22 protein-coding genes and 1 other annotated feature are annotated in these 23,399 nt (G+C 46.4%); of the genes, 14 read left to right on the top strand and 8 right to left on the bottom strand.

Annotation, left to right across the window (positions count from 1 at the left end; genetic code table 11):
* The first annotated feature begins 41 nt into the window (after positions 1-41).
* The 14 genes from hisL (at position 42) to AABB92_RS02385 (ending at position 11,942) form a co-directional block, all read left to right on the top strand.
* Entirely contained in the window at positions 42-89 is a 48-nt protein-coding gene (gene hisL, locus AABB92_RS02450; RefSeq protein ID WP_100396937.1) for a his operon leader peptide, read from the top strand.
* Positions 65-185: a sequence feature (His leader region), on the top strand. It overlaps the preceding gene by 25 nt.
* Positions 186-382: 197 nt before the next feature.
* Entirely contained in the window at positions 383-1,282 is a 900-nt protein-coding gene (hisG, locus tag AABB92_RS02445; RefSeq protein WP_031375359.1) for an ATP phosphoribosyltransferase, read from the top strand.
* A gap of 3 nt (positions 1,283-1,285) precedes the next feature.
* On the top strand, positions 1,286-2,590 hold the full coding sequence (hisD, locus tag AABB92_RS02440) for a histidinol dehydrogenase (protein WP_031375358.1): 1,305 nt from the start codon (positions 1,286-1,288) through the stop codon (positions 2,588-2,590).
* A complete protein-coding gene (gene hisC, locus AABB92_RS02435) occupies positions 2,587-3,663 on the top strand; it encodes a histidinol-phosphate transaminase (protein ID WP_031375357.1) in 1,077 nt (358 codons plus the stop codon). Before hisD ends, hisC begins: the two co-directional genes overlap by 4 nt.
* Positions 3,660-4,727, top strand: a complete 1,068-nt coding sequence (hisB, locus tag AABB92_RS02430; RefSeq protein WP_031375356.1) for a bifunctional histidinol-phosphatase/imidazoleglycerol-phosphate dehydratase HisB — start codon at positions 3,660-3,662, stop codon at positions 4,725-4,727. Before hisC ends, hisB begins: the two co-directional genes overlap by 4 nt.
* Positions 4,727-5,317 (top strand): imidazole glycerol phosphate synthase subunit HisH, encoded by a 591-nt coding sequence (gene hisH, locus AABB92_RS02425; RefSeq protein WP_031375355.1) that lies wholly within the window; start codon positions 4,727-4,729, stop codon positions 5,315-5,317. Before hisB ends, hisH begins: the two co-directional genes overlap by 1 nt.
* The gene (gene hisA / locus AABB92_RS02420; RefSeq protein WP_031375354.1) at positions 5,317-6,054 is read left to right on the top strand and encodes a 1-(5-phosphoribosyl)-5-[(5-phosphoribosylamino)methylideneamino]imidazole-4-carboxamide isomerase; all 738 of its coding nucleotides are present in this window, start codon (positions 5,317-5,319) and stop codon (positions 6,052-6,054) included. Before hisH ends, hisA begins: the two co-directional genes overlap by 1 nt.
* Positions 6,036-6,812, top strand: coding sequence for an imidazole glycerol phosphate synthase subunit HisF (gene hisF, locus AABB92_RS02415; protein WP_031375353.1), 777 nt, complete (start codon positions 6,036-6,038; stop codon positions 6,810-6,812). Before hisA ends, hisF begins: the two co-directional genes overlap by 19 nt.
* On the top strand, positions 6,806-7,417 hold the full coding sequence (hisIE, locus tag AABB92_RS02410) for a bifunctional phosphoribosyl-AMP cyclohydrolase/phosphoribosyl-ATP diphosphatase HisIE (protein ID WP_031375352.1): 612 nt from the start codon (positions 6,806-6,808) through the stop codon (positions 7,415-7,417). The genes hisF and hisIE overlap by 7 nt, the downstream gene beginning before the upstream one ends.
* 237 nt (positions 7,418-7,654) lie before the next feature.
* A complete protein-coding gene (locus tag AABB92_RS02405; protein WP_238585824.1) occupies positions 7,655-7,870 on the top strand; it encodes a helix-turn-helix domain-containing protein in 216 nt (71 codons plus the stop codon).
* Complete coding sequence (locus tag AABB92_RS02400) at positions 7,867-8,343, top strand: YbaK/prolyl-tRNA synthetase associated domain-containing protein (RefSeq protein ID WP_031375351.1); 477 nt, start codon at positions 7,867-7,869, stop codon at positions 8,341-8,343. Before AABB92_RS02405 ends, AABB92_RS02400 begins: the two co-directional genes overlap by 4 nt.
* A 71-nt stretch (positions 8,344-8,414) precedes the next feature.
* Complete coding sequence (locus tag AABB92_RS02395; RefSeq protein ID WP_122983646.1) at positions 8,415-9,206, top strand: ABC transporter substrate-binding protein; 792 nt, start codon at positions 8,415-8,417, stop codon at positions 9,204-9,206.
* Between the two features lie 107 nt (positions 9,207-9,313).
* Positions 9,314-10,612 (top strand): succinylglutamate desuccinylase/aspartoacylase family protein, encoded by a 1,299-nt coding sequence (locus tag AABB92_RS02390; RefSeq protein WP_031375349.1) that lies wholly within the window; start codon positions 9,314-9,316, stop codon positions 10,610-10,612.
* 196 nt (positions 10,613-10,808) lie between these two features.
* The gene (locus AABB92_RS02385) at positions 10,809-11,942 is read left to right on the top strand and encodes an acyltransferase family protein (protein WP_342550272.1); all 1,134 of its coding nucleotides are present in this window, start codon (positions 10,809-10,811) and stop codon (positions 11,940-11,942) included.
* Between the two features lie 18 nt (positions 11,943-11,960).
* Here the strand turns inward: AABB92_RS02385 and AABB92_RS02380 are convergent, their stop codons facing one another.
* From AABB92_RS02380 to AABB92_RS02345, 8 genes are all read right to left on the bottom strand, one after another.
* On the bottom strand, positions 11,961-13,052 hold the full coding sequence (locus tag AABB92_RS02380) for an acyltransferase family protein (RefSeq protein WP_031375347.1): 1,092 nt from the start codon (positions 13,050-13,052) through the stop codon (positions 11,961-11,963).
* 118 nt (positions 13,053-13,170) lie between these two features.
* On the bottom strand, positions 13,171-14,580 hold the full coding sequence (gene gndA, locus AABB92_RS02375; RefSeq protein WP_046288219.1) for an NADP-dependent phosphogluconate dehydrogenase: 1,410 nt from the start codon (positions 14,578-14,580) through the stop codon (positions 13,171-13,173).
* A 108-nt stretch (positions 14,581-14,688) separates the two neighbouring features.
* Positions 14,689-16,722: a hypothetical protein gene (locus AABB92_RS02370; protein WP_342550255.1), complete on the bottom strand. Its 2,034-nt coding sequence runs from the start codon at positions 16,720-16,722 to the stop codon at positions 14,689-14,691.
* 7 nt (positions 16,723-16,729) lie between these two features.
* Positions 16,730-17,920 (bottom strand): glycosyltransferase family 4 protein, encoded by a 1,191-nt coding sequence (locus AABB92_RS02365; protein ID WP_031375344.1) that lies wholly within the window; start codon positions 17,918-17,920, stop codon positions 16,730-16,732.
* A gap of 64 nt (positions 17,921-17,984) precedes the next feature.
* Positions 17,985-19,886, bottom strand: a complete 1,902-nt coding sequence (locus AABB92_RS02360; RefSeq protein ID WP_342550254.1) for a hypothetical protein — start codon at positions 19,884-19,886, stop codon at positions 17,985-17,987.
* A gap of 4 nt (positions 19,887-19,890) precedes the next feature.
* Positions 19,891-21,294: an ABC transporter ATP-binding protein gene (locus AABB92_RS02355; protein WP_031375341.1), complete on the bottom strand. Its 1,404-nt coding sequence runs from the start codon at positions 21,292-21,294 to the stop codon at positions 19,891-19,893.
* Positions 21,284-22,096: an ABC transporter permease gene (locus AABB92_RS02350; protein ID WP_031375340.1), complete on the bottom strand. Its 813-nt coding sequence runs from the start codon at positions 22,094-22,096 to the stop codon at positions 21,284-21,286. Before AABB92_RS02350 ends, AABB92_RS02355 begins: the two co-directional genes overlap by 11 nt.
* Before the next feature lie 23 nt (positions 22,097-22,119).
* Entirely contained in the window at positions 22,120-23,241 is a 1,122-nt protein-coding gene (locus AABB92_RS02345; RefSeq protein ID WP_031375339.1) for a glycosyltransferase family 4 protein, read from the bottom strand.
* Between the last annotated feature and the right edge of the window lie 158 nt (positions 23,242-23,399).

Below are 23,399 nucleotides of genomic sequence, written 5' to 3'. Positions count from 1 at the left end.
AAACCTCACAAATGAATACTCATTCATCTACGGAATTTTTTATGACACGCGTTCAGTTCAACCATCACCACCACCATCATCCTGACTAGTCTTTCAGGCGATGTGTGCTGGAAGACTTTTAAGATCTTCCAGTGGTGCGAACGCAAGAGAACCCCCGGAAGATCGTCTTCCGGGGGTTTTTTTATGGGCTGAAGCATATCCACCAACCAGGACAGGAATAATAGCCTATCCCATCAGGCTATTTTATTTGCCACTCTGGCCCTGGGCGGTGCTCACCATCCTTACGTACTGCGTGTACGTTCCGGTTGTTGCGCGCTGTCCGTGACCAGACTGACTGCAACAATATACGCCTACCGGAATAGGCTTAAAGAGGACAGGAACCATGTTAGATAACACCCGTTTACGCATAGCTATGCAAAAATCCGGCCGTTTAAGTGATGATTCACGCGAACTGCTGGCGCGCTGCGGCGTTAAAATCAACCTTCAGCAACAGCGCCTGATTGCGTTTGCGGAAAACATGCCGATCGATATCCTGCGGGTGCGTGATGACGATATTCCTGGCCTGGTGATGGATGGCGTGGTCGATCTGGGGATTATTGGCGAGAACGTGCTGGAAGAAGAGTTGCTGTCTCGCCGTGCCCAGGGTGAAGACCCGCGCTACTTCACGCTGCGTCGCCTCGACTTCGGCGGTTGCCGTCTGTCGCTGGCGATGGCGGTTGATGATGAATATACCGGTCCGCAATGCCTCGATAATGCCCGCATCGCCACCTCTTATCCGCACCTGTTAAAGCAGTACCTCGATAAAAAAGGCGTCAGTTTCAAAACCTGTATGCTGAACGGTTCCGTTGAAGTGGCAACCCGCGCCGGGCTGGCAGATGCGATCTGCGATCTGGTCTCGACCGGTGCCACGCTGGAAGCCAACGGTCTGCGCGAAGTCGAAGTCATTTACCGCTCGAAAGCGGTGCTGATTCAGCGCGACGGCGAGATGCCTGCCGCCAAACAGGAACTGATCGACAAGATGATGACCCGTATTCAGGGCGTGATTAAAGCGCGTGAATCGAAGTACATCATGCTGCACGCGCCAAGCGAGCGGCTGGAAGAGGTCATCAGCCTGCTGCCCGGTGCCGAGCGCCCGACCGTGCTGCCGCTGGCCGGTGATGTCAGCCGCGTGGCAATGCACATGGTGAGCAGCGAAACCCTGTTCTGGGAAACGATGGAAAAACTGAAAGCGCTGGGTGCCAGTTCGATTCTGGTGCTGCCAATTGAGAAGATGATGGAGTAAGCCATGGCCTTTTCTACCCCGATTGACTGGCAGCAATGCAGTGCAGAACAGCAGCAGGCGCTGTTGTTACGTCCGGCTATTGCCGCCTCAGAGAATGTGACCCAGACGGTACGTGACGTGCTGGAGCAGGTAAAGGCGAACGGCGATGAGGCCCTGCGCACCTTCAGCGCCCGCTTCGATAAGGCGCAGGTTGATAATCTGCGCGTTACGCCGCAGCAGATCAGCGACGCCAGTGCCCGGCTCAGCGATACGCTGAAACAGGCGATGGCGGTGGCGGTAGCCAACATCGAAACCTTCCATAATGCGCAGATCCTGCCGCCGGTCGATGTTGAAACCCAGCCGGGCGTGCGCTGCCAGCAGATTACCCGCCCGGTTCAATCGGTCGGGCTCTACATTCCTGGCGGCTCTGCGCCGCTGTTCTCTACCGTGCTGATGCTGGCAACGCCAGCGCGCATTGCCGGATGCGGGCGCGTGGTGCTCTGCTCACCGCCGCCGATTGCTGATGAGATCCTTTATGCTGCCCAATTGTGTGGCGTTGAAGAGGTGTTTCAGGTCGGCGGCGCGCAGGCGATTGCCGCCCTCGCCTTTGGCACCGAAACGGTACCGCGGGTAGATAAAATTTTTGGTCCGGGCAATGCCTGGGTGACGGAAGCGAAGCGTCAGGTCAGTCAGCGGCTGGACGGGGCGGCAATTGATATGCCGGCCGGTCCATCAGAGGTGCTGGTGATTGCCGATGCGGGTGCCACGCCCGCCTTCGTCGCCTCGGATCTGCTGTCCCAGGCCGAGCATGGTCCGGATTCGCAGGTTATCCTGCTGACGCCTTCGCGGACGCTGGCCGACGCGGTCGCTGACGCGGTTGAACAGCAGCTGGCGCAGTTGCCACGTGCCGCTACCGCGCGTCAGGCGCTGGAGAGCAGTCGTCTGATCGTGGCGCGCGACCTGCAGCAGTGTGTAGAAATTTCAAACCAGTATGGCCCGGAGCACCTGATCCTGCAGACCCGCCAGCCGCGCGAGCTGGTGGAGTCAATTACCAGTGCTGGTTCAGTATTCCTCGGCGACTGGTCGCCGGAATCGGCGGGTGACTATGCGTCGGGAACCAATCACGTGCTGCCGACCTACGGTTATACCTCGACCTGTTCCAGCCTGGGTCTGGCTGATTTCCAGAAACGCATGACGGTACAGGAGCTGACGCCGCAGGGCTTCCTTAACCTGGCCGCCACCATTGAAACGCTGGCTGCCGCCGAGCAGCTGGATGCCCACAAAAACGCTGTCACCCTGCGCGTTGCCGCACTGAAGGAGCAAGCATGAGCCAGAATATCGAGCAACTGGCGCGCGCCAACGTTCGCGCGCTGACGCCTTATCAGTCGGCACGCCGGCTGGGTGGTAATGGTGATGTCTGGCTCAATGCCAACGAGTTTCCGCTGCCGGTGCCGTTTGAGCTGTCGCAGCAGACGCTGAACCGCTACCCGGAATGCCAGCCCAAACTCGTGATTGAGCGTTACGCGGCCTATGCCGGCCTGAAACCGGAGCAGGTGCTGGTCAGCCGCGGCGCCGACGAGGCGATTGAACTGATCATGCGGGCGTTTTGTGAGCCGGGCCAGGACGCGATTCTGTTCTGCCCGCCGACTTACGGCATGTACAGCGTCAGCGCGGAAACCATCGGCATTGAGTACCGCACGGTGCCGGCGCTGGCCGACTGGCAGCTTAACCTGCCTGCCATTGCGGACCAGCTGGAGGGCGTTAAGGTGGTTTACCTCTGCAGCCCGAATAACCCGACCGGCAACCTGATCAATCAGGATGATATCCGTCAGCTGCTGGCGATGACCGCTGGCAAAGCGCTGGTAGTGGCAGACGAAGCCTATATTGAGTTCTGTCCGCAGGCGACGCTGACCGGCTGGCTGAAAGATTATCCCAACCTGGTGATCCTGCGCACCCTGTCGAAAGCCTTTGCGCTGGCTGGCCTGCGCTGTGGCTTTGCGCTGGCGAATCAGCCGGTAATCGATCTGTTGATGAAGGTGATTGCCCCCTATCCGCTGGCGACGCCGGTGGCGGATGTGGCCGGTCAGGCGCTGAGCGAGCAAGGCATCGCCCTGATGCGTGAACATGTGGCACAGCTCAACGACAATCGCAGCTGGTTACTGGCGGAACTGGCGAAGCTGGCCTGCGTCGAGCAGGTTTTCGCCAGTGAAACCAACTACGTGCTGGCGCGGTTTACCGATTCACCAGAAGTGTTTAAAACCTTATGGAATCAGGGCATTATCCTGCGTGACCAGAACAAAAATCCGGGCCTGTCGGGATGCCTGCGCATCTCCATCGGCACGCGTGAAGAGTGCGGACGTGTGATCGCCGCGCTGCAAGCCTTATCTGTGGAGCAAGCATGAGCCAGAAGACCCTTTTTATTGACCGCGACGGCACCCTTATCTCTGAGCCGCCTGAAGATTATCAGGTGGATCGCATGGACAAACTGGCCTTTGAGCCGGACGTGATCCCGGCACTGCTGGCGTTGCAGGCCGCCGGTTACCGTCTGGTGATGATCACCAATCAGGATGGACTGGGCAGCTCAAGCTTCCCACAGGCGGACTTTGACGGCCCGCACAACCTGATGATGCAGGTGCTGACCTCGCAGGGTATCGCGTTTGATCAGGTGCTGATTTGCCCGCACCTGCCGGAGGAAAACTGTGACTGCCGCAAGCCGAAAACCAAAATGGTGGAAGCCTGGCTGGCCGAAGGCGCGCTGGATACCGCCAACAGCTACGTGATTGGCGATCGCCTGACCGATGTGCAACTGGCAGAGAACATGGGCATTCAGCCGATCCGTTACGGTGCCGAAGGGGAAAACTGGCAGACCATTCAGCAGCGTCTGACCCAGCGCGATCGCCATGCGCTGGTGCAGCGTAATACCAAAGAGACCCAGGTGCGGGTCGAGCTGTGGCTGGATCGCGAAGGCGGCAGCAAAATCAACACCGGCGTCGGCTTCTTTGACCACATGCTGGACCAGATTGCGGTGCACGGCGGTTTCCGCATGCATATCGAAGTGAAAGGCGATCTCTATATCGACGATCACCACACGGTGGAAGATACCGGGCTGGCGCTGGGTGAAGCATTGCTCAAAGCGCTGGGCGACAAACGCGGCATTGGCCGGTTTGGCTTTGTGCTGCCGATGGATGAATGTCTGGCACGCTGTGCGCTGGATATCTCCGGCCGCCCGCACATCGAATTTAAAGCGGAATTCAACTATCAGCGCGTCGGTGACCTGAGCACCGAAATGGTTGAGCACTTCTTCAGTTCCCTCTCCTACGCCATGATGAGCACCCTGCATCTTAAAACCAAGGGTAAGAACGATCATCACCGCGTCGAAAGCCTGTTTAAAGCCTTTGGCCGCACCTTGCGCCAGGCAATCCGCGTTGAAGGTAATACGCTGCCGAGCTCGAAAGGAGTGCTGTGATGAACGTGGTGATCATGGATACCGGTTGCGCCAACCTCTCGTCGGTAAAATGGGCGATTGAACGTCTGGGGTATACCCCGGAAGTCAGCCGCGATCCCGATGTGGTACTGCGCGCCGACAAACTGTTTCTGCCGGGCGTCGGTACGGCGCAGGCGGCGATGAATCAGCTGGAAGAGCGTGACCTGATCGATCTGGTCAAGGCCTGTACCCAGCCGGTGCTGGGTATCTGTCTCGGCATGCAGCTGCTGGGACGCGGCAGTGATGAAAACGGCGGCGTGCCGACGCTGGGTATTATCGACCAGCCGGTCTCGCTGATGGACACGCACGGTCTGCCATTGCCGCACATGGGCTGGAACCAGATTACCGCGCAGGCGGGCAATCACCTGTTCCGCGGCATTGATGAAGGCTGCTACTTCTACTTCGTGCACAGCTACGCCATGCCGGTTAACGCCAGCACTATCGCCCAGTGCCACTACGGTGAAGCCTTCACCGCGGCGGTGCAGAAAGATAACTTCTTCGGCGTACAGTTCCACCCGGAACGCTCGGGCAAAGCGGGCGCGCAGTTGCTGAAAAACTTCCTGGAGATGTGATGATTATCCCCGCGTTAGATTTAATCGACGGCAAAGTGGTCCGTCTGCATCAGGGCGATTATGGCCAGCAGCGCGATTACGGCAGCGATCCGTTGCCGCGTTTGCAGCAGTATACGCAGGAAGGCGCCACGGTGCTGCATCTGGTGGACTTAACCGGCGCGAAAGATCCGGCAAAGCGGCAGATTGCGCTGCTGAAAACCCTGCTCGACGGCGTCGACGTGATTGTGCAGGTCGGCGGCGGCATTCGTCATCGTGACGATGTGAAGGCGCTGCTGGACGCCGGAGCCAGCCGCGTGGTGGTCGGTTCGACTGCGGTTAAACAGCCTGACGAGGTAAAACGCTGGTTTGCCGAGTTTGGCGCAGAGGCGATTGTGCTGGCGCTGGACGTGCGCATTGATGCTGATAACCGCAAAGAAGTGGCGATCAGCGGCTGGCAGGAAGCGGCGGGCGTCACGCTGGAGCAGGTGATCGCCGATTTTCAGCCAGTCGGCCTGAAACATGTGCTGTGCACTGATATTTCCCGCGACGGCACCCTGAGCGGCTCAAACGTTGCACTTTACCAGGAAGTGACCGCTCGCTTCCCGCAGATTGCCTTCCAGTCCTCGGGCGGCATTGGTGAACTTAACGATATCGCGGCCCTGCGCGGCAGTGGCGTCCAGGGCGTGATCGTCGGACGTGCGCTGCTGGAAGGTAAATTCACAGTTTCGGAGGCTATTTCATGCTGGCAAAACGGATAATTCCCTGTCTTGATGTACGTGACGGCCAGGTGGTGAAAGGCGTGCAGTTTCGCAATCACGAGATCATTGGCGACATCGTGCCACTGGCGCAGCGTTATGCCGCCGAAGGTGCCGATGAGCTGGTATTTTATGATATCACCGCCTCATCCGATGGCCGGGTGGTTGATAAAAGCTGGGTATCGCGGGTCGCTGAAGTGATCGATATTCCGTTCTGCGTGGCTGGCGGTATCAAGACCCCGGAAGACGCCGCGCGCATTCTGGAGTTCGGTGCCGACAAGATTTCGGTTAACTCACCGGCGCTGGCCGATCCCTCGCTGATTACCCGGCTGGCTGACCGCTTCGGCGTACAGTGCATTGTGGTCGGCATTGATACCTGGTTCGATGAAGCCAGCGGCAAGTATCAGGTCAATCAGTACACCGGCGACGAAGCCCGTACCCGGGTGACGCAGTGGGAAACGCTGGATTGGGTGCAGGAAGTGCAGAAGCTGGGTGCTGGCGAAATCGTGCTGAACATGATGAACCAGGATGGCGTGCGTAACGGTTATGACCTGGTGCAGCTGAAAAAAGTGCGTGAAGTCTGTCATGTACCGCTGATCGCCTCTGGCGGCGCAGGCACCATGCCGCATTTTCTCGAGGCATTTACCGATGCCAACGTCGATGGCGCGCTGGCGGCCTCGGTGTTCCATAAGCAGATTATCAATATTGGTGAGCTGAAAAGCTTCCTGATCGACAACGGAGTGGAGATTCGCGCGTGTTAACCGAACAACAACTGGCCCAGCTCGACTGGGACAAAACTCAGGGCATGATGCCGGTGATTGTGCAGCATAACGTCTCAGGCGAAGTGCTGATGCACGGTTATATGAACCAGCCGGCGCTGGAAAAAACCCTGGCCGAAGGCAACGTGACCTTTTTCTCGCGTACCAAAAACCGGTTATGGACCAAAGGCGAGACCTCCGGCAACTTTCTGCAGGTAGTCAGCATCACGCCAGACTGCGATAACGATACGCTGCTGGTGCTGGCGAATCCCATCGGTCCGACCTGCCATCTCGGCACCTCCAGCTGCTTCTCCCCGGCCGCTACGGAGTGGACCTTCCTCTATCAGCTGGAGCAGCTGCTGGCGTCACGTAAGAGCGCCGATCCTGAAAGCTCCTACACCGCCCGGCTCTACGCCAGCGGCACCAAGCGCATCGCGCAGAAAGTAGGAGAGGAAGGCGTTGAAACCGCCCTGGCGGCCACGGTTAACGATCGCCATGAGCTGACCAATGAAGCCTCCGATCTGATCTATCACCTGATGGTGCTGTTGCAGGACCAGGACTTAGACTTCAGCGCGGTAATTAATAACCTGCGCGCCCGTCATCAGTAAAATATGCAATAAGCTGCTCAAAATCCGGCTGAGTCGACGATTTTGAGCAGCATCCTTCTCAAAAACAACTCTGCCAGGGATGGGATTTGACTATCTCGATCAGCGCATTGAGAGCTGGCAACGATGAATAAAACACTGTCGCCCCTGGAACGAGAAGCCATTATGCTCACGCTGTGACAGCAGTTTATTCAGGAAGAGCTGACGCAGGGCGAGCTACCCAAGCTGCTTCGTAAAAAAGTGTTGGGGTTTTCTCAACAACGCTACGCGCTGCTGGCAGGAATTAGCCGACGGACGCTGTCCGATATTGAGCAGGATAAAGGCAACACCACCTTAACTACGCTGAATCGCGCCTTTAAACCGTTCGGTCTCAGGACAGGTCTATTACCGCGTCAGCCAGCCGCATCTGCTGCAAACCCTGATCCAGCAACGCACTGCGCCAGGAGAGCACCATGACAACCCATGAAAAACTGATCGCCCTGCTCGACCAGCACCTGGCACGCTATCGACTGATGGAACATCAGGCTACCGGTAAGTGCGAAGCGGTGGCGGCGATCCGCGGTACCGAGGTCGGTCAGGGTGCCAAAGCGCTGGTCTGCCACGTCAAAGGCAATGGTGTTAAGCAACATGTCCTGGCGGTGCTGCCCGCCGATCGTCAGGCGGACCTCAGCAAAGTAGCTGCCGCAGTGGGTGGACGTCGCGCCTCGCTGGCCAGTCCGGCAGAAACCGATGCCCTGACCGGCTGTGTGTTTGGCGCTATCCCGCCATTTAGCTTTCACCCCGCTTTAGCCCTGGTGGTTGATCCGCTGCTGTTTAAACGCTATCCGGAGATCGCTTTTAACGCCGGTCTGCTGGATCGCTCGGTGATCCTTAACACCGAAGATTATCGGGCGCTGTGCCGTGCTAACGTCGTGAAAATAATCCAGTAATTGCCATCAATGCGGGTCAACGTTACTCTGCGTTAACCCTCATCACGACAAAAGAAGACCTTAATATGGCAATGAACCGCTTTTCTACTCGTCTGCGTCAGACGCTGATGCTGGCTGTAATGGCTGGCAGTACCTTTGGTGCGCAGGCAAAAATCGACCAGGTACGCTTCGCCGTTGATCCCACCTATCCTCCGTTTGAATCCAAAACCCCGCAGGGTAAACTGGTCGGTTTCGATATCGATCTGGGCAATGCGCTTTGTGCCCAGATGCAGGCGAAGTGCGTCTGGGTTGAGAGCCAGTTTGACGGCATGATCCCGGCGCTGAAGGCGCGTAAGTTCGATGCCATCCTGTCGGACATGGGCATTACGGAAGAGCGTCTGAAGCAGATCGATTTCACCGTGCCACTGTACGACACCCACACCCAGCTGATTGCCCGTAAAGGTGCTGGCGTGCTGCCGACGGCGGAATCCCTGAAAGGCAAAACGGTGGGTGTTGAACAGGGAACGGTGCAGGAGCGTTATGCCCTGGCGAAATGGCAACCGCATGGCGTGAACGTGGTGCCGTATGGCGATCAGGCACAGGTCGAGAGTGATTTAGTTGCCGGTCGTCTGGATGCGGTGTTTACCGATGCGGCGCAGGCGGCAATTGGCTTCCTCAAACATCCGCAGGGGAAAGATTTCGAGCTGGCAGGCCCGATTGTTCAGGATCCGATTATCGGTCCCGGTACCGCTATTGGCCTGCGCAAAGGTGACGCGGAGCTTAAAACCGCGCTGGATAATGCCTTTAGCGAGATCAAGAAGAATGGCACCTTCGACCAGATCCAGAAGCGCTATTTCGCCACCGATATCTCTATTCAGCAGTAACGGCGCGAGCCGGCTTTTCCGTCATTGACTGCGATCCGGCACTATACTCTAACCTTTTCGGGACGGCGCACTGTCGTCCTTCGCCGACTACAGGACATTAACACGGTATGCATCAACAACATCATCCTCTGTTAAGCGCCTCTTTAGGCACCCAACGTGAAATCATCAGTTTCCATTTTGCTGAAAACCACTCGCGTCAGGTTTATATCCAGGCTGCGCTGCATGGCGACGAGTTGCCGGGCATGGCGGTGGCGTGGTTTTTAAAGCAGCGGCTGCAGGCGCTGGAGTCAGCCGGCCAGCTGAGAGCCGCTTTCACACTGGTGCCGGTCGCCAATCCGCTGGCACTGGGCCAGCACTGGCACGGCACTCATCTTGGTCGTTTTCATACCTTATCGGGACAGGATTTTAATCGCCGCTTCCCCTCGCTGGGCGAGACGCTGGCAACCGGGCTGGCCGACAGTCTGACCCAGAGCGAAGCGCAGAATAAAACGCTGATCCGTGAGGCGATCGATCGTCACTACCGCGATACGGTGCCAAAAACCGAGCTGGATGCACAGCGTTTTACCCTGATGCGCATGGCCAGCCAGGCGGATCTGATGATTGATCTGCACTGTGACTGGGAAGCGGTGCCGCACCTTTACACCACGCCGCACGCCTGGCCGGATATCGAGCCGCTGGCGCGCTGGTTAGGCAGTGAAGTACAACTGCTGGCGCAGATTTCAGGCGGCGAACCGTTTGATGAAGCCTGCTGTGAGCCCTGGCTGACGCTGGCCGAACGTTATGGCAAAGATTTCCCGATGCCGCGCGGCTTGCTGCCGGTCACTCTCGAACTGCGGGGTGTGCGCGATGTCTCACCGGAGCAGGCAGAGAAAGATGCTGATGCGATTATTTCGGCGTTGCAGGAAGGCGGCTATATCGGTTACAGCGAACCGGCGGTGTCGGTGGAAGTGGCGGCCCCGGTGATTGGCGGCGATGAACTGGTATCGGTGACCACCGGTGGCGAAGATGTGGTGGCAATTGGCGAAAACGGTACCGGCCTGAGCGCGCCTGAGGTGGTCGAAGCAGCCGATGAGCAGAGCATGATTAAAGAGCGCTACAGTGAAGGTTCAGCTACACCCTCGCCTGCCCTGAAGAATCTACCGACGCCATTGGCGGCCTGTGAATACATTCATTCGCCGGTTTCCGGTTTGATCCTGCACCGCAAGCCACTGGGCGCGCGGATTCGCGCTGGCGAAGTGGTGGCAGAAATTGTTGATCCGGTCACCGATCAGATCACGCCATTAATGGCTGAGCACGGTGGCATTCTGTATGCGAGGCACTGGGTACGGTTTGCAACGGCTGGCATGCTGGTGGTGAGACTGGCGGGCGAGAGTGAGATTCGGAGCGGGGATTTACTGGTGGGATGAAATCAAAAATTTGCAACTGATGAGATGCTTAATTGATACCCGGGGAAAAGCATTTCAGTTAAAATTGGTCAGTACTTAAAATGGCTTCCACACCTTCCTGTAATTTTACAGGAGAGTGGGCCAATTAATGTTGCATGTATAAAAGTATTCTTTTGACATGTTAATGTGTAAGACCTGAAGCAAGGCACTTAATGAGATATTTGATAAATCGACAAAACCACCGCATGACGGTAAAAATCTAAACATACAAATTCTCCGGGCTATAGCTATTATAATGGTTGTAATGCAACATTATAAAATCAGGATGCCAACAGAGAGTTGGTATCTTGAAATGTTCAGGTATATTCAGTTGTGGCCCGGAGTCGACATTTTTCTGGCAATATCTGGATATTTAATGTGTAAGTCTTTAAAAAATCAATCCAGCGGAAAAGGTGATTTTGTTAAGCATCTCAAGTCATTTTTATTAAAAAGATTTTTTAGATTATATCCTGTTCTGATGGTGTGGGGCACTTTGACCGTGCTAGCCTGCTTTTTCACAGCTGAACGGTTTTATACAAACCCGCTAAGCGAGTTTAAAACCTTTTTGACTTCATTGATGGCTGTATCGAATATATACCTTCATCACTGTGTAACAAACGGCTATATCTGTTCGAATGGCTCGGGAGGTGTAACGTGGTCTTTATCGTTAGAATGGCAGTTATATTTCCTTATAGCATTGATCTATATTCCGCTCAGCAGGAATATAAATATATTAGCTTTTATATTCACCATAATATGTATTCTCTCGATATTTATTCCTGCCGCCGAACCACAAAATATGGCCTATGCCTGGTGGATTAGACCAATACCGTTTTTTATTGGTGCCATTATTTATCTATATAATGACAAAAAAATACCTATCAACCCTTTATTATCAAAGTTATTATTTTTAATTTTTTTCATTACCCTGATAGCATCACCTTTATTAGTCGCGACACAATTCGTATCCTTATCAATAGGGTTGTCCGGAGCATTTTTATTTTATATATTCCTAAATAATATCACTATTAAAAGATCCCTGATTACACATATTTTAAACTGGCTTGGCGACCGGTCGTACAGCATTTATTTATGCCACATTCCTGTAATGTTAATTCTTGCCACCTTTTATGAATACATAAGCAAAACGTTAAATATGCATCCTGGTTACTTAACATTATTAATTGCCTATATTGGGACTATGTTATCAAGTGCTCATATAACATATGAATTGGTAGAAAAAAAAGGAATCGCAATAAGACTTAAATTAAATAATATAAAAAAAGGGCATAGCCCTTTTTTTTATATTTAAGCAAACCTAACTCTTAAACTACAGTTTTGCATTTGCGCTTTTGTATAACCCAACTGAAACCCAAAACTTCTTCAGGGATTTTTGAACTATGGGATCAATGTATTTTATCAGCACATATGCAATCAAAAACACCAGTAAAATTGCAATTATTGTCATGGTGTAATAACCGACATATTCTTTAAAAAATGCATATTTCCCCCACCACTTTCGTTCAAAGATAGCATGTGACCAAAAACCTAAATCTGCATGAATCAAGTATAAAGGATAGGTCATAGCGCCTAAAAATCGTACGAGAGGATAGTAAACACCCAAAGAACTAATATTTGAACCTATCCACACTAATACGATTAGGAAAAAACATGTAAACAGTATTGAAGCATGATCAAAATGGACATTGAAACTGTCTATCCATAGTTGATGCTTGACCATATTATTATAAACTAACACACTAGAAAGCAGCATTATTAACATATGAATAGGTTTAATACTCGATGTTCTAAGTTCAAAAAGCATTATTCCTAAAATGAAGTGTCCTGCATACTGTGTTATTAGCAAAGTTGACAAAAGAGCATTTTTAAATATAAACGAGTTCAGATAAGAAATAATAAGCCAAATAGCACAAACTAATAGCCTTTTCTTATCCCATAAATTCAAGCTCATTAATAGTGCAACTAAAATATAAAATGTAACTTCGATAGTTATAGTCCAGTAAACTGCACTAAAATATTCTTTCCCAAAAATTTTCGGAAAAAAAGATAGGCTATATAAAAGTGAAACGATTCTTTCTTTAGCGTCAATCATCGGCAGGCTTACACTAAACAAAAAAACAATCAATGCACAAGCGATGAATAAAGGAACAATCCTATTAAAACGTGCTATTAAAAAACCTCTGGCAGTACGGTTCTCTGAGGAGAGTGTTATTACAAAACCACTTATTAAGAAAAAAAGATCAACCCCATATTCTCCAAAGGAAAAAGCTTCAACAGCATAAGCTCTGGGAATAGACCCTTGCAATGGCGCAATAAATAAATAGTGATAAAACATTACCATAAGAAAAGCTATAAATCTTAACCCGTCTAAAGCCTCTATTCTATGTTTAGTATTTTTCATGTTTGCAAAAACAATAGGGTACATCAAAGAAATATAAATTATATTAATGCTTAAGTAAAGCAACTAATGGTATAAAAAAACCCGCGAAACGAGACGCGGGTTTGATTTAATACTTGTACTAATCTAACCACTCAGTGTGGAACACACCGTCTTTATCAATGCGCTTGTAGGTATGCGCACCAAAATAGTCACGCTGCGCCTGAATCAGGTTGGCAGGCAGCACTTCTGAACGGTAGCTGTCGTAGTAAGCAATCGCCGCAGAGAAGGTAGGCGTTGGGATACCGTTCTGAATCGCGTAAGAAACAACATCACGCAGCGCCTGCTGATACTGATCGGCGATATCTTTGAAGTACGGCGCCAGCAGCAGGTTAGCGATGCTTGCATCTTCAGCATAGGCATCAGTAATTTTCTGCAGGAACTGGGCACGGATGATGCAGCCAGCACGGAAAATCTTGGCGATTTCACCGTAGTGCAGATCCCAGTTGTTCTCTTCTGAAGCCGCACGCAGCTGTGAGAAGCCCTGCGCATAAGAGACGATTTTACCGAGGTAGAGTGCGCGACGCACTTTCTCGATAAACTCAGCTTTATCACCGGTAAAGGCTTGAGCTTGTGGACCGCTCAGGACTTTGGAAGCCGCAACACGCTGCGTTTTCAGCGAGGAGAGGTAACGGGCAAACACTGATTCAGTGATCAGCGATAGTGGCTCGCCCAGATCCAGTGAACTCTGGCTGGTCCATTTACCGGTACCTTTGTTCGCTGCTTCATCCAGAATCACATCAACCAGATAGTTACCTTCTTCATCTTTCTTGGTGAAGATATCTTTGGTTATATCGATCAGGTAGCTGCTCAGCTCGCCGTTGTTCCACTCGGTGAAGGTTTCCGCCAGCTCTTCGTTGTTCAGACCCAGTGCACCTTTAAGCAACGCGTAAGCTTCTGCAATCAGCTGCATGTCGCCGTATTCGATGCCGTTGTGCACCATTTTCACATAGTGACCCGCGCCGTCCGGACCGATGTAAGCTACGCAGGCTTCGCCATCTTCTGCACGTGCCGCAATCTTGTCCAGAATTGGAGCAACCAGCTCATAGGCTTCTTTCTGGCCGCCCGGCATGATAGATGGGCCTTTCAGCGCGCCCTCTTCACCGCCGGATACGCCGGTACCGATGAAGTTGAAGCCCTGGTCTGACAGCTCTTTGTTACGACGAATGGTGTCTTTATAGAAGGTGTTACCGCCATCGATCAGAATGTCGCCTTTATCGAGGTGTGGCGTCAGTGAGGCGATGGTTTTGTCGGTCGCTTCCCCTGCCTGAACCATCAGCAGGATACGACGTGGTTTTTCCAGCGATTCGACAAACTCTTCAACGGTGTAAAAAGGAGCAAGCTTCTTGCCCTGATTCTCCGCGATGACTTCATCCGTCTTTTCGCGTGAACGGTTAAAGATAGAAACAGTGTAACCGCGGCTCTCAATGTTAAGAGCCAAGTTGCGGCCCATCACTGCCATACCTACAACGCCGATCTGTTGCTTGGACATTTTTTACTCCTGTCTAATGAAATCATTGATACATTTTTAACACTTAGCTTATTAAAGCTCAACGTGCAACTTGTAAATAATTCATAAAATTCAAACTTCAATTAATTACTAACGCCGCTTTATTTTTCTCTTATAGAACACGGCAAGATCAATTATAGCTGCTAGCACATGGCGATGGATAAAACTTAAATCGTTTTTCCTTCTGACACCATCGCTCCACTGATTAGCTATAACAAAATCTATTAGCTCGTGTCTCTTTTTCCAGTCAAATAAGGATTTAAAAATATCAATTAATGAAGGAGTGTATTTTTTTGATACATAGCCTCCTAAACCAAATGTTTCATTATGATTTAAATTACTAAATGCATTGTTAAGAGAGTCATTGACACCAGTTATTAAATCACCCCAAATCTTTAAAGATAAAGGCCTTAAATCATCACTTGATATAATATATAGCGAAGTACCTTCGGCCCATTTTTTTATTGAAAACAAGATACCATCCTGGAAATCTTTCGTGAATGATTCCCACGCCTGATTCTCGCCTTTATCAATTTTCCTAACGGCTTTAATACTGTCTCCGTTATTTTGGTAACCTATTACGCTACCCGATGGAGAGTTAGAAATCATTTCAATCGGTGCGACTGAGTCTAAATAGTGAGGCAACTCCGGTGAAATGTTCAAATCAGGGCCGTATGCATATTTTTTACTATTATCAGGTTGTTGGTTTAAGAATTTTGCGAGTCCTAAATAGATACCATGAAATTTAACCTTAGGTAAACACAATGCTATGTTATCTTGAATCGTTCCCCGCCAACCTACATCAACAACGCAAATGTTTTCCGATAAATCATTAAGGCCTTTACTATTTAGATATGCTGTCAATAATTTTCTTTTTTCATCTCGATGGCTAATGATAATTTCTTTAAAATCATTATCCGAAAATAAAGACTGTATTCTCGAATCCTGCCATGGATATCGAATAACTTCTTCTGACGGGATATTATACTTCCCGAGTAACGTTTCAAATTTTGCTTTATCAATACTTAGCGTTTTGAAAAAAGCTTCCATTGATTGTGAGGAGTAGAGATTCCATATGCGCATCATTTCTGTTGTCGTGACTTCGGTGATCGATGCAGCAAAAGTAGCCAGACGACTTACTTCCAGAATATTAAATTCTGGGAAATTCACTTCGGGAAGATCAATTTTTAACCTGGACAACAGTAAGTTAAAAGCCTGAATAAAAAACTCACCTTCACGGGTAAAAAAATATATTTTTTTGCAGTCGCATTCTAACGCTTTTTCAAGAATGAATAACGAATAACCTAAAATGAAAGGAGATACTTTAATACCCAAATTAAAGTTTTCATTATACTTTTGATAAGAACTATCGCTTTCTGTTAATGAATTTTCAATGCCATTAATGGCATTTTCAAAAAGCTTACTCTTATCATGGAATAGAAGCTCCAGTTCTACTCTCTTGTTGTGCGCTTCCGGAGGAAGAAAATGAATGCAATTAACACCCTTTTTTCCCGGTTGTGTTACATCAGACCACTCATTATCGCCAATATGTAACCACTCAGTCGCATTTATTTTTAGCTCATCCTGAACATAGTCAAAAAGTCTGCCAGATCTTTTATTAAGCTTAATGTCTGCAGATGAAAACCCATCCGAAACGTAGGCACCAAGACCATTCTTATCTATTAGCTTTTTAAGACGATCCCCGGACATATAAAAATCAGAAAGGAATAAAGTCTGCTCCGATGGGTTATTTTCCAATAATTCGATAATACTTTTATCGGGCGATGTCAGGGACATTTCCAGATTAAATTCATATTTACAAAGTTCACTAACAGCTTCTTGCAAATTTTCTTCTGAAAAGCCCTTCAAAAAAAACTGGCACCACTTGTAAATAACATCTTCAAAAAGATACTCATCATCATATCCACTAAGTGCTGTCTCGCGGCCGATTTCCCTCTCAATTTCCACGCGCTTATCAAAAATAATTTTTATATTATTTATACCGTGAAATTTTATAAATTTAAAATACAGGTATTTTGCAGTTGCATATTTAATAGTATCTGGATGGCATTTTCTTCTTAATAAAGTATCCCAGACATCAACTGTTTTTAACTTGAATTTCATTATCATATTACCTTTTCACAATTCGGTATAATTTTTTCAATGGGCCTTGCAATCCTATAGGCAACAACATTGCTAATTTTCTTAATCGGGATGGGGATACTATGTGCAATGCTGCAAGAGTAGCTTGACGTGTTATTGCGGCCTCAACCAGCCTCCCCTGATACATTCTTTGAACAGGTTTCGAGTCTGGGGTTCCCCCTGCTAAAAACTTCTCCAGTGCAGACGAAAACTGCTCAGTCTCAACAGACAGGTTTCGGGATTCCATGAAATCTACACCGGCTTTTGACATCATTGCACATCGAGCCGGGTCAGCTAATAACTCAATAAGAGCTTCAGCCAGACTTTCGGGAGTCTGCTTAGCTAACAATGTAGCTGAATCAGGCAAATCATATAAATTATTATCACGCCACAATTCAACTACAGGTAGACCTGATGCCATCATTTCAAATGGTATACGAGAAGGATTAGATGAACTCAGACACAAACCAACAGTACACTTATTATATAAATCATTGCACTCTTTAAGGTTAATTAATCCTAAATTCTGATGTTCAAACCATACATTTTCTTTAACATCCGAGCCATATAGATATATTTTCACATCAGGGACTCTATGCTTAACAATCCCAAGTGCTTCTATACCTATCCTTGAACAACGGCGAGGTTTATCTGGTTGATAAATAAAACAAATGGCCTTTTCTTTTACTACCAGAACATCCTTTTTATAAATATCAAGATTTGCACCAAACTCAAAATGATAACCTTCAACATTGAAGCGTTCCTTCAGAGTATGCTTTAGCCAGCGGCCAATAGTTATTGGCGTAAGCCCATACTGGTATGAGTTCTCGGCCATTAAATAAGCATCACCCATCGGATTAAACCAGGCTTCATAATCCTGTACCAGATAAGCTTTCTTACAATTGAAAGGAAGTGAAGCTACGAATGCTGCGGAATACCACACGGTTGCAATTGCCACATCCGATGCAATAGCGTTTTTCCATCCGTATACAACGCTGTTAAAATGCATATTAAAAAGAGATAATATTTTGTCCGCAGGATTCCCAATACCATGTTCATCTTCCAGGTAAATGGTGCAACTATGCCCTTTGCTTTCAAGATAATGTGCATGCTGCAGAATAGTACGGTGCCCGCCTGATCCTTTTATCAAGCTAGGAATAAACCATGAGATGGTGGACATAATAAATTCAGGTCCTAATAATGATGTAAATTACGAAAAGCAAACCAATGCCCTTCATCGATAATTAAATTAAATTTTTAAGCTCAGATATAGTATTATCTCTTTCAATAATCATTTTTTCCATTTGCTGCATAGCGTCCCATCGTTCTTCAACGAGCTTTTGCTGTGATTTAATGACTAATTCAAGTTCATTTATAGCTTGCATACGCTCTTCCAGCATCCTACCCTGATCAACTATAGTATCGTCTCTTTCTTTAATCATGCTATTCATATTTTTAATAGCATCCATACGTTCTTTCAGGAGAGCTGACCAGGTCTGATCATTTAATAAAGGGATTATATTATCATGCTCACCCAAATTATTTTTCAGATTAGATAGCTTTATCAACCAGTCAATGATGTCATGATAAATAAAGAGAGTAAAAACGAGTGGTTTTTCTTGACTACCCAAAAGCTCTTTATAAGATACATTTAAAATATCTATACCTCTTTCAAGCCCTTCTGATAGATACTTTTCGCAGTTAATTGTATCTCCAGACGTATAAAGCATCATAGCAATATTATAATATGCCTGAAGAACTTTCGTACCTATAGTTGGACTAAACTTTTCGTATGGATAACTGAGCGCTGCAAGGTACAAATTTAACGCTTCGTTTTTCTTATTCTGCAATTTTGAAATTTCTGCGCCCAAAACTGAAAGTGATATTAACCATCTTATTTGATGCGGCGATTTTTTTTTGATTTGATTAACGACTTTTATATAATTATTAATTTCAGTAAGAACGAAGGGTATGCTATTTTTTTCTGAAAAAGCTTGATATCCGAGAATAGCAATAGCAGCGGCATAGTCAGGCAATTTACTATCATATTCTCTTAAGATTTTTTTAGCATATCGCTTTAGTGCAAATCGGTTCCTGTTTCTGGTTGGAAACTCGACTACTGCTTTGAGCAACCATGGATTAAGATAATCTCTTTCAAACATAATTAAGTTCTTTGGTGGAGAACTATATGAATATGTTTTTTCAATATATTCGAATTTTTGGATATCTATTAGAGGGTTTTTCATTGCAACAAAATAGCCATCCAGACTACCTTGGACTATATCACAACCGCTGGTGTTATCAGGAACCTGACGATCTTTACTTATATATGCAACTTCTAATTCGAACAACCGGTCTGGTGCCAAATCCTGAAAGTCATCAGATCTAAATATTATACGACCGCCCGGACATAAATTCTCTGTATATCTCACAAGAGAACTTAAATCAGTTATATCGTTTTCTTTATTTAAGACGAATATACAGTCAAAATACTTCTTTTTTTCCTTATCATTGACTTTGTTAATGTCGTTTATGATTCGGATGCCTTTAAAAAATGCCTCTGCACTCCTGAATTTTTTGATATCTTTAAATATACACCTTTGGGATAAGATACTAGCGAAAAAATCACCCCCCTCATATATTAAACATACATTTTCATGAGGTCTCACATATTGAGTCAATTCAACAATACTGTGTTCGGTTTTTTTATCATCTATATCGTAGGATTTTAAATTTAACGAAATCAGAGGAATACACAACTGGCCGAGAGCATGTAATTCCAAAAGTTCAGCTGTTACATCATCATATCTAAAACCAGATGATTTTATCATCGTGTGAAAACAAATGAAGTCAGATGTCTTCTGCATATCTTCATCTACAGTTATCAGTAGTTTTTTTACATGGTTTAAACTATGCAGACACCTGGAGATAAAGTCATTAAAGGCTATATTATCTATAACAGAACTATAGTTAACTACCATAAAGTCATATTTATAGCCTGCATTGAAGTTGCCGGCACTTAATTCTTTAACATTTAATACATTATAACCAGCTGATAAAAAATAACTCGAGAATTCACTGCTACAGTTAACAAATACGTAACTACCAACACCATAAATTTTATCAATGAATTCAGGATTCAGCATTTCATCACCACTTTGCAATCATTTTTAAATCAGTAATACCACCAAAGAAGTAGATATCCCTCAGCACGTGAACATGAAAAAAAGCGGCTTCATCGCGCCAATGAAGTATACGTTGTGAAAAATAGTCGGGCGTTTCTTCATATGTTACAGACGCCTGAATTTCATATAAATTGCTGCCAAGGGTACAATCAAACTCAAGATCGACAAAACCTTTATACCCTTTCTCAAATTTTTTCTGCCAAAATAAACCATCCTTAATGCCAGAGCTTATTTTGTACATATCCTGATTAAGTGTCCCCCAGGAATATATTTTCACACCTTCCTTGTTTCTTATGCGCACACCAATATTAAGTTTATCTGTGCCCTGATGAACGGAGAAATGAACTCTTATAGTTATTTTTTCTCCCGGATTGAAAACATTGCTAATTTCATTAGCTGCATTAAATAATTCAACACCATCTACAATAGCTTCGCCTTCCCCGAAAGAAAGTTTATCAGAGCGTAATACGTCAGACACTAACAGCTCAGCTTCGTTGTTATCATCCTCTAACTCGGAAGCATGCTCATTAATAGCAACAGATTCAGTTTCTAACTTCGTTCTTTCTGCAATATCGTTAGCTAGATTTGAATAGAATTTATTTTCTTCGTCGTGCAACAATCGCCTATACTCGAGCAGCACTTCTGAAGATAAACCAGTCATTAACTGTTTTCCACGATCTAACAGAACTGATTTATTAGTTAAAGTCCTGACTGACTCTTGATCATGCGATACAAAAAGAAGTGTTACACCATTACTGGTTAATTTTTCAATCTGTCGAAAACAACGTTTCTGGAAAAGCGCATCACCTACAGCTAAGGCTTCATCAACAATTAAAATATCAGGCTCAAGCTGAACCTGCACAGCGAACGCCAACCTAACCATCATTCCGCTCGAATAGGTTTTTACAGGCTGTTCAAGATGTGTTCCGATATCAGCAAAGCCAGCTATAGCATCGAATTTATTATCTATTTCTTTTTTCGATAAGCCTAAAACTGCACCATTGAGATATATATTTTCCCTGCCTGTAAATTCAGGATTAAAACCCGATCCTAATTCAAGTAAAGCTGCAATTCGCCCATTTGTTGTTACTGTCCCTGTAGTGGGTGTTAAAGTGCCGGTAATAATCTGCAGTAATGTGCTTTTACCTGAGCCATTACGCCCGATAATCCCTGCTGCCTCACCCTTTTTTATTTCGAAATTTATATCTTTAAGCGCCCAGAACTCATTATAGAAACTTCGGCTTTCGCGACCTAGCATGTTATCAAATCTAGGAAATATAAATTGCTTAAGACGATCGCGAGGATTATCGTATATTTGATAACATTTGCTTACATTATTAACAATGATTGCACTTTCGTTAGAGGACATCAGCAAACCCTTTTCTTACCTTTTGGAAAAAAGCATATCCAACAATACAAACAATCCCGCCAATGAGCAGGTTAATTATTAGCATCGTCCAGTCAGGGTTGACCCCCCAAAAAACCACCTTCCTTGCTTCTTCAATCATAAACGCTAAGGGGTTAAGCATAATTATTTTCTGAAAAGCGGCAGGTAACGCTGAGATAGGATAAAAGACTGGCGACATAAACATAAGCACACTTATAACAATACCAATAGTTTGTGCTATATCTCTAACAAAAACACCTAATGCGGAAAGAATCCAACTCAAACCTAAAATGGCGAGCATTAGTGGCAAAACAATGATAGGAAGAAGGAGTATGGTCAGATGTACCTGCTGTTTAAATACGATTATCGCCAGTAAAAGCACGGCAAAACTTACCAGAGCATGAAACAAAGCAGCAAAGAAATTAATAAATATGAGTATTTCGAGTGGAAATACTACTTTTTTGACATAGTTTACATTTGACGTAATCAACCCAGGGGCTCGTCCAATACATTCTGAAAATAAATTGAATATTATTAGCCCAATAAAAAGCACGATAGCAAAATCTGTCTTTCCAGCATTTGGATCTGTACCCCAACGTGTTTTAAAAACTACCGAGAAAACGAATGTATATACTACAAGCATCATTAATGGGTTAAACAGTGACCACGCTAACCCAAAAAAAGATCCTTTATACCTCCCCATTACTTCTCTCTTAGTCATTTGCCATATAAGGTCTCTGTTATGATGAAACCCTTTAAGCATATTTTTTAGAGCGGATAACATACTTATTCCTGTTAGACGTTAATTTATTTACATAATGCTTTTTTATAAACTTCGAGTGTTTTACCGATTATTATTTCTTTAGAAAACTTCCTTTTTATAATCTCTGAAGATTTAAATCCATAACTTTTTCTAATGCCTGGGTTTTGCGCTAAAAATTTCAAACTTGCACTCAATGCATCAACCGAATGTTGCTTGAGAACGACTCCATTGACTTTATCTTCAATGATGCTTTTGCAACCCGGCATGTCTCCTACAATACATGAACGACCAATTGAGCAAGCTTCTAATATTATGCGTGGTATTCCTTCTGCATATTTAGTTGGAAGAACCATCACATTGCACTCTTTTAAAAGGTTTTCAACGTCGTTCCGCATCCCTAACCATTTTAAAAGCCCTTCATTCTCCCATTCTTTGACTTGTTCTAAAGGAATTCGATCAGGGTCCTCTTCATCAATAATTCCGGCCACGAGTAATTCCAGACAAACACCCTCTGCTTTTAGCTTTTTGACACTTTCAACCAAAATCTCAAGACCTTTTGATTTAAGCAGTCTGCTGGCAAAGAGAATGGTAAAATCGCCATCTTTTTTTTCTGGATGATATTTAAATTTGTCAGTGTCAATTCCTGCCCCATCAATCACATATAAATTACATGGGTTGATAGAAACAACTTTCTGTAAAGTATTTTTGTCCGAAGCATGTTCAAAAATTATCTGCACTTTATTATTTTTATATATTACTGTTTTGTATAGCAATGTTACTATTTTTTTTAGTAAGTTATCTTTCAGGAAAACTCTACCCAGACCAACTATACTTATTATCTGAGGGACTGATTTAAACCTCGCAATTATTCCCCCGATTAAGTTAGGTTTAATTGTGATAGTATGTATCAGGTCAGGTTTAATACTGTTTAATAGTTTCATTACAGCTATTAAATTTTTAACATTAGAAAAAATATTTATTGAGAATCTATCTATATTAACATTCCAGCACTTGATTCCTAAATGCTCTAACCTTTTTTTTATGTTTATATCGGTAAAGCAGGTTATCAGATGAACTTCATAACCATCATCTACAAGCTTGTTAACACGGTCCAGCCAGTGAAGTTCGAAATACCAAGCCGTGTTAACAAAATACACTATCCTCATCAAAGCCTCAGATCATCATTACTTTAGACCACGCTACCGCCCTTGGCTTTAGCTACCAAATCGCTCATTTACAGCCATGTGTGCGGCTTTTAATCAATTGCCGGTTTATTATTCGGTTAACTCGATGATTATAATAACATCGTTAATTTTTTTGGGAA

The sequence above is a fragment of the Pantoea brenneri genome (genome assembly GCF_038594305.1).
GTDB classification, from domain to species: Bacteria; Pseudomonadota; Gammaproteobacteria; order Enterobacterales; family Enterobacteriaceae; genus Pantoea; species Pantoea brenneri.
This window is presented reverse-complemented; position numbering and strand designations above follow the sequence as displayed.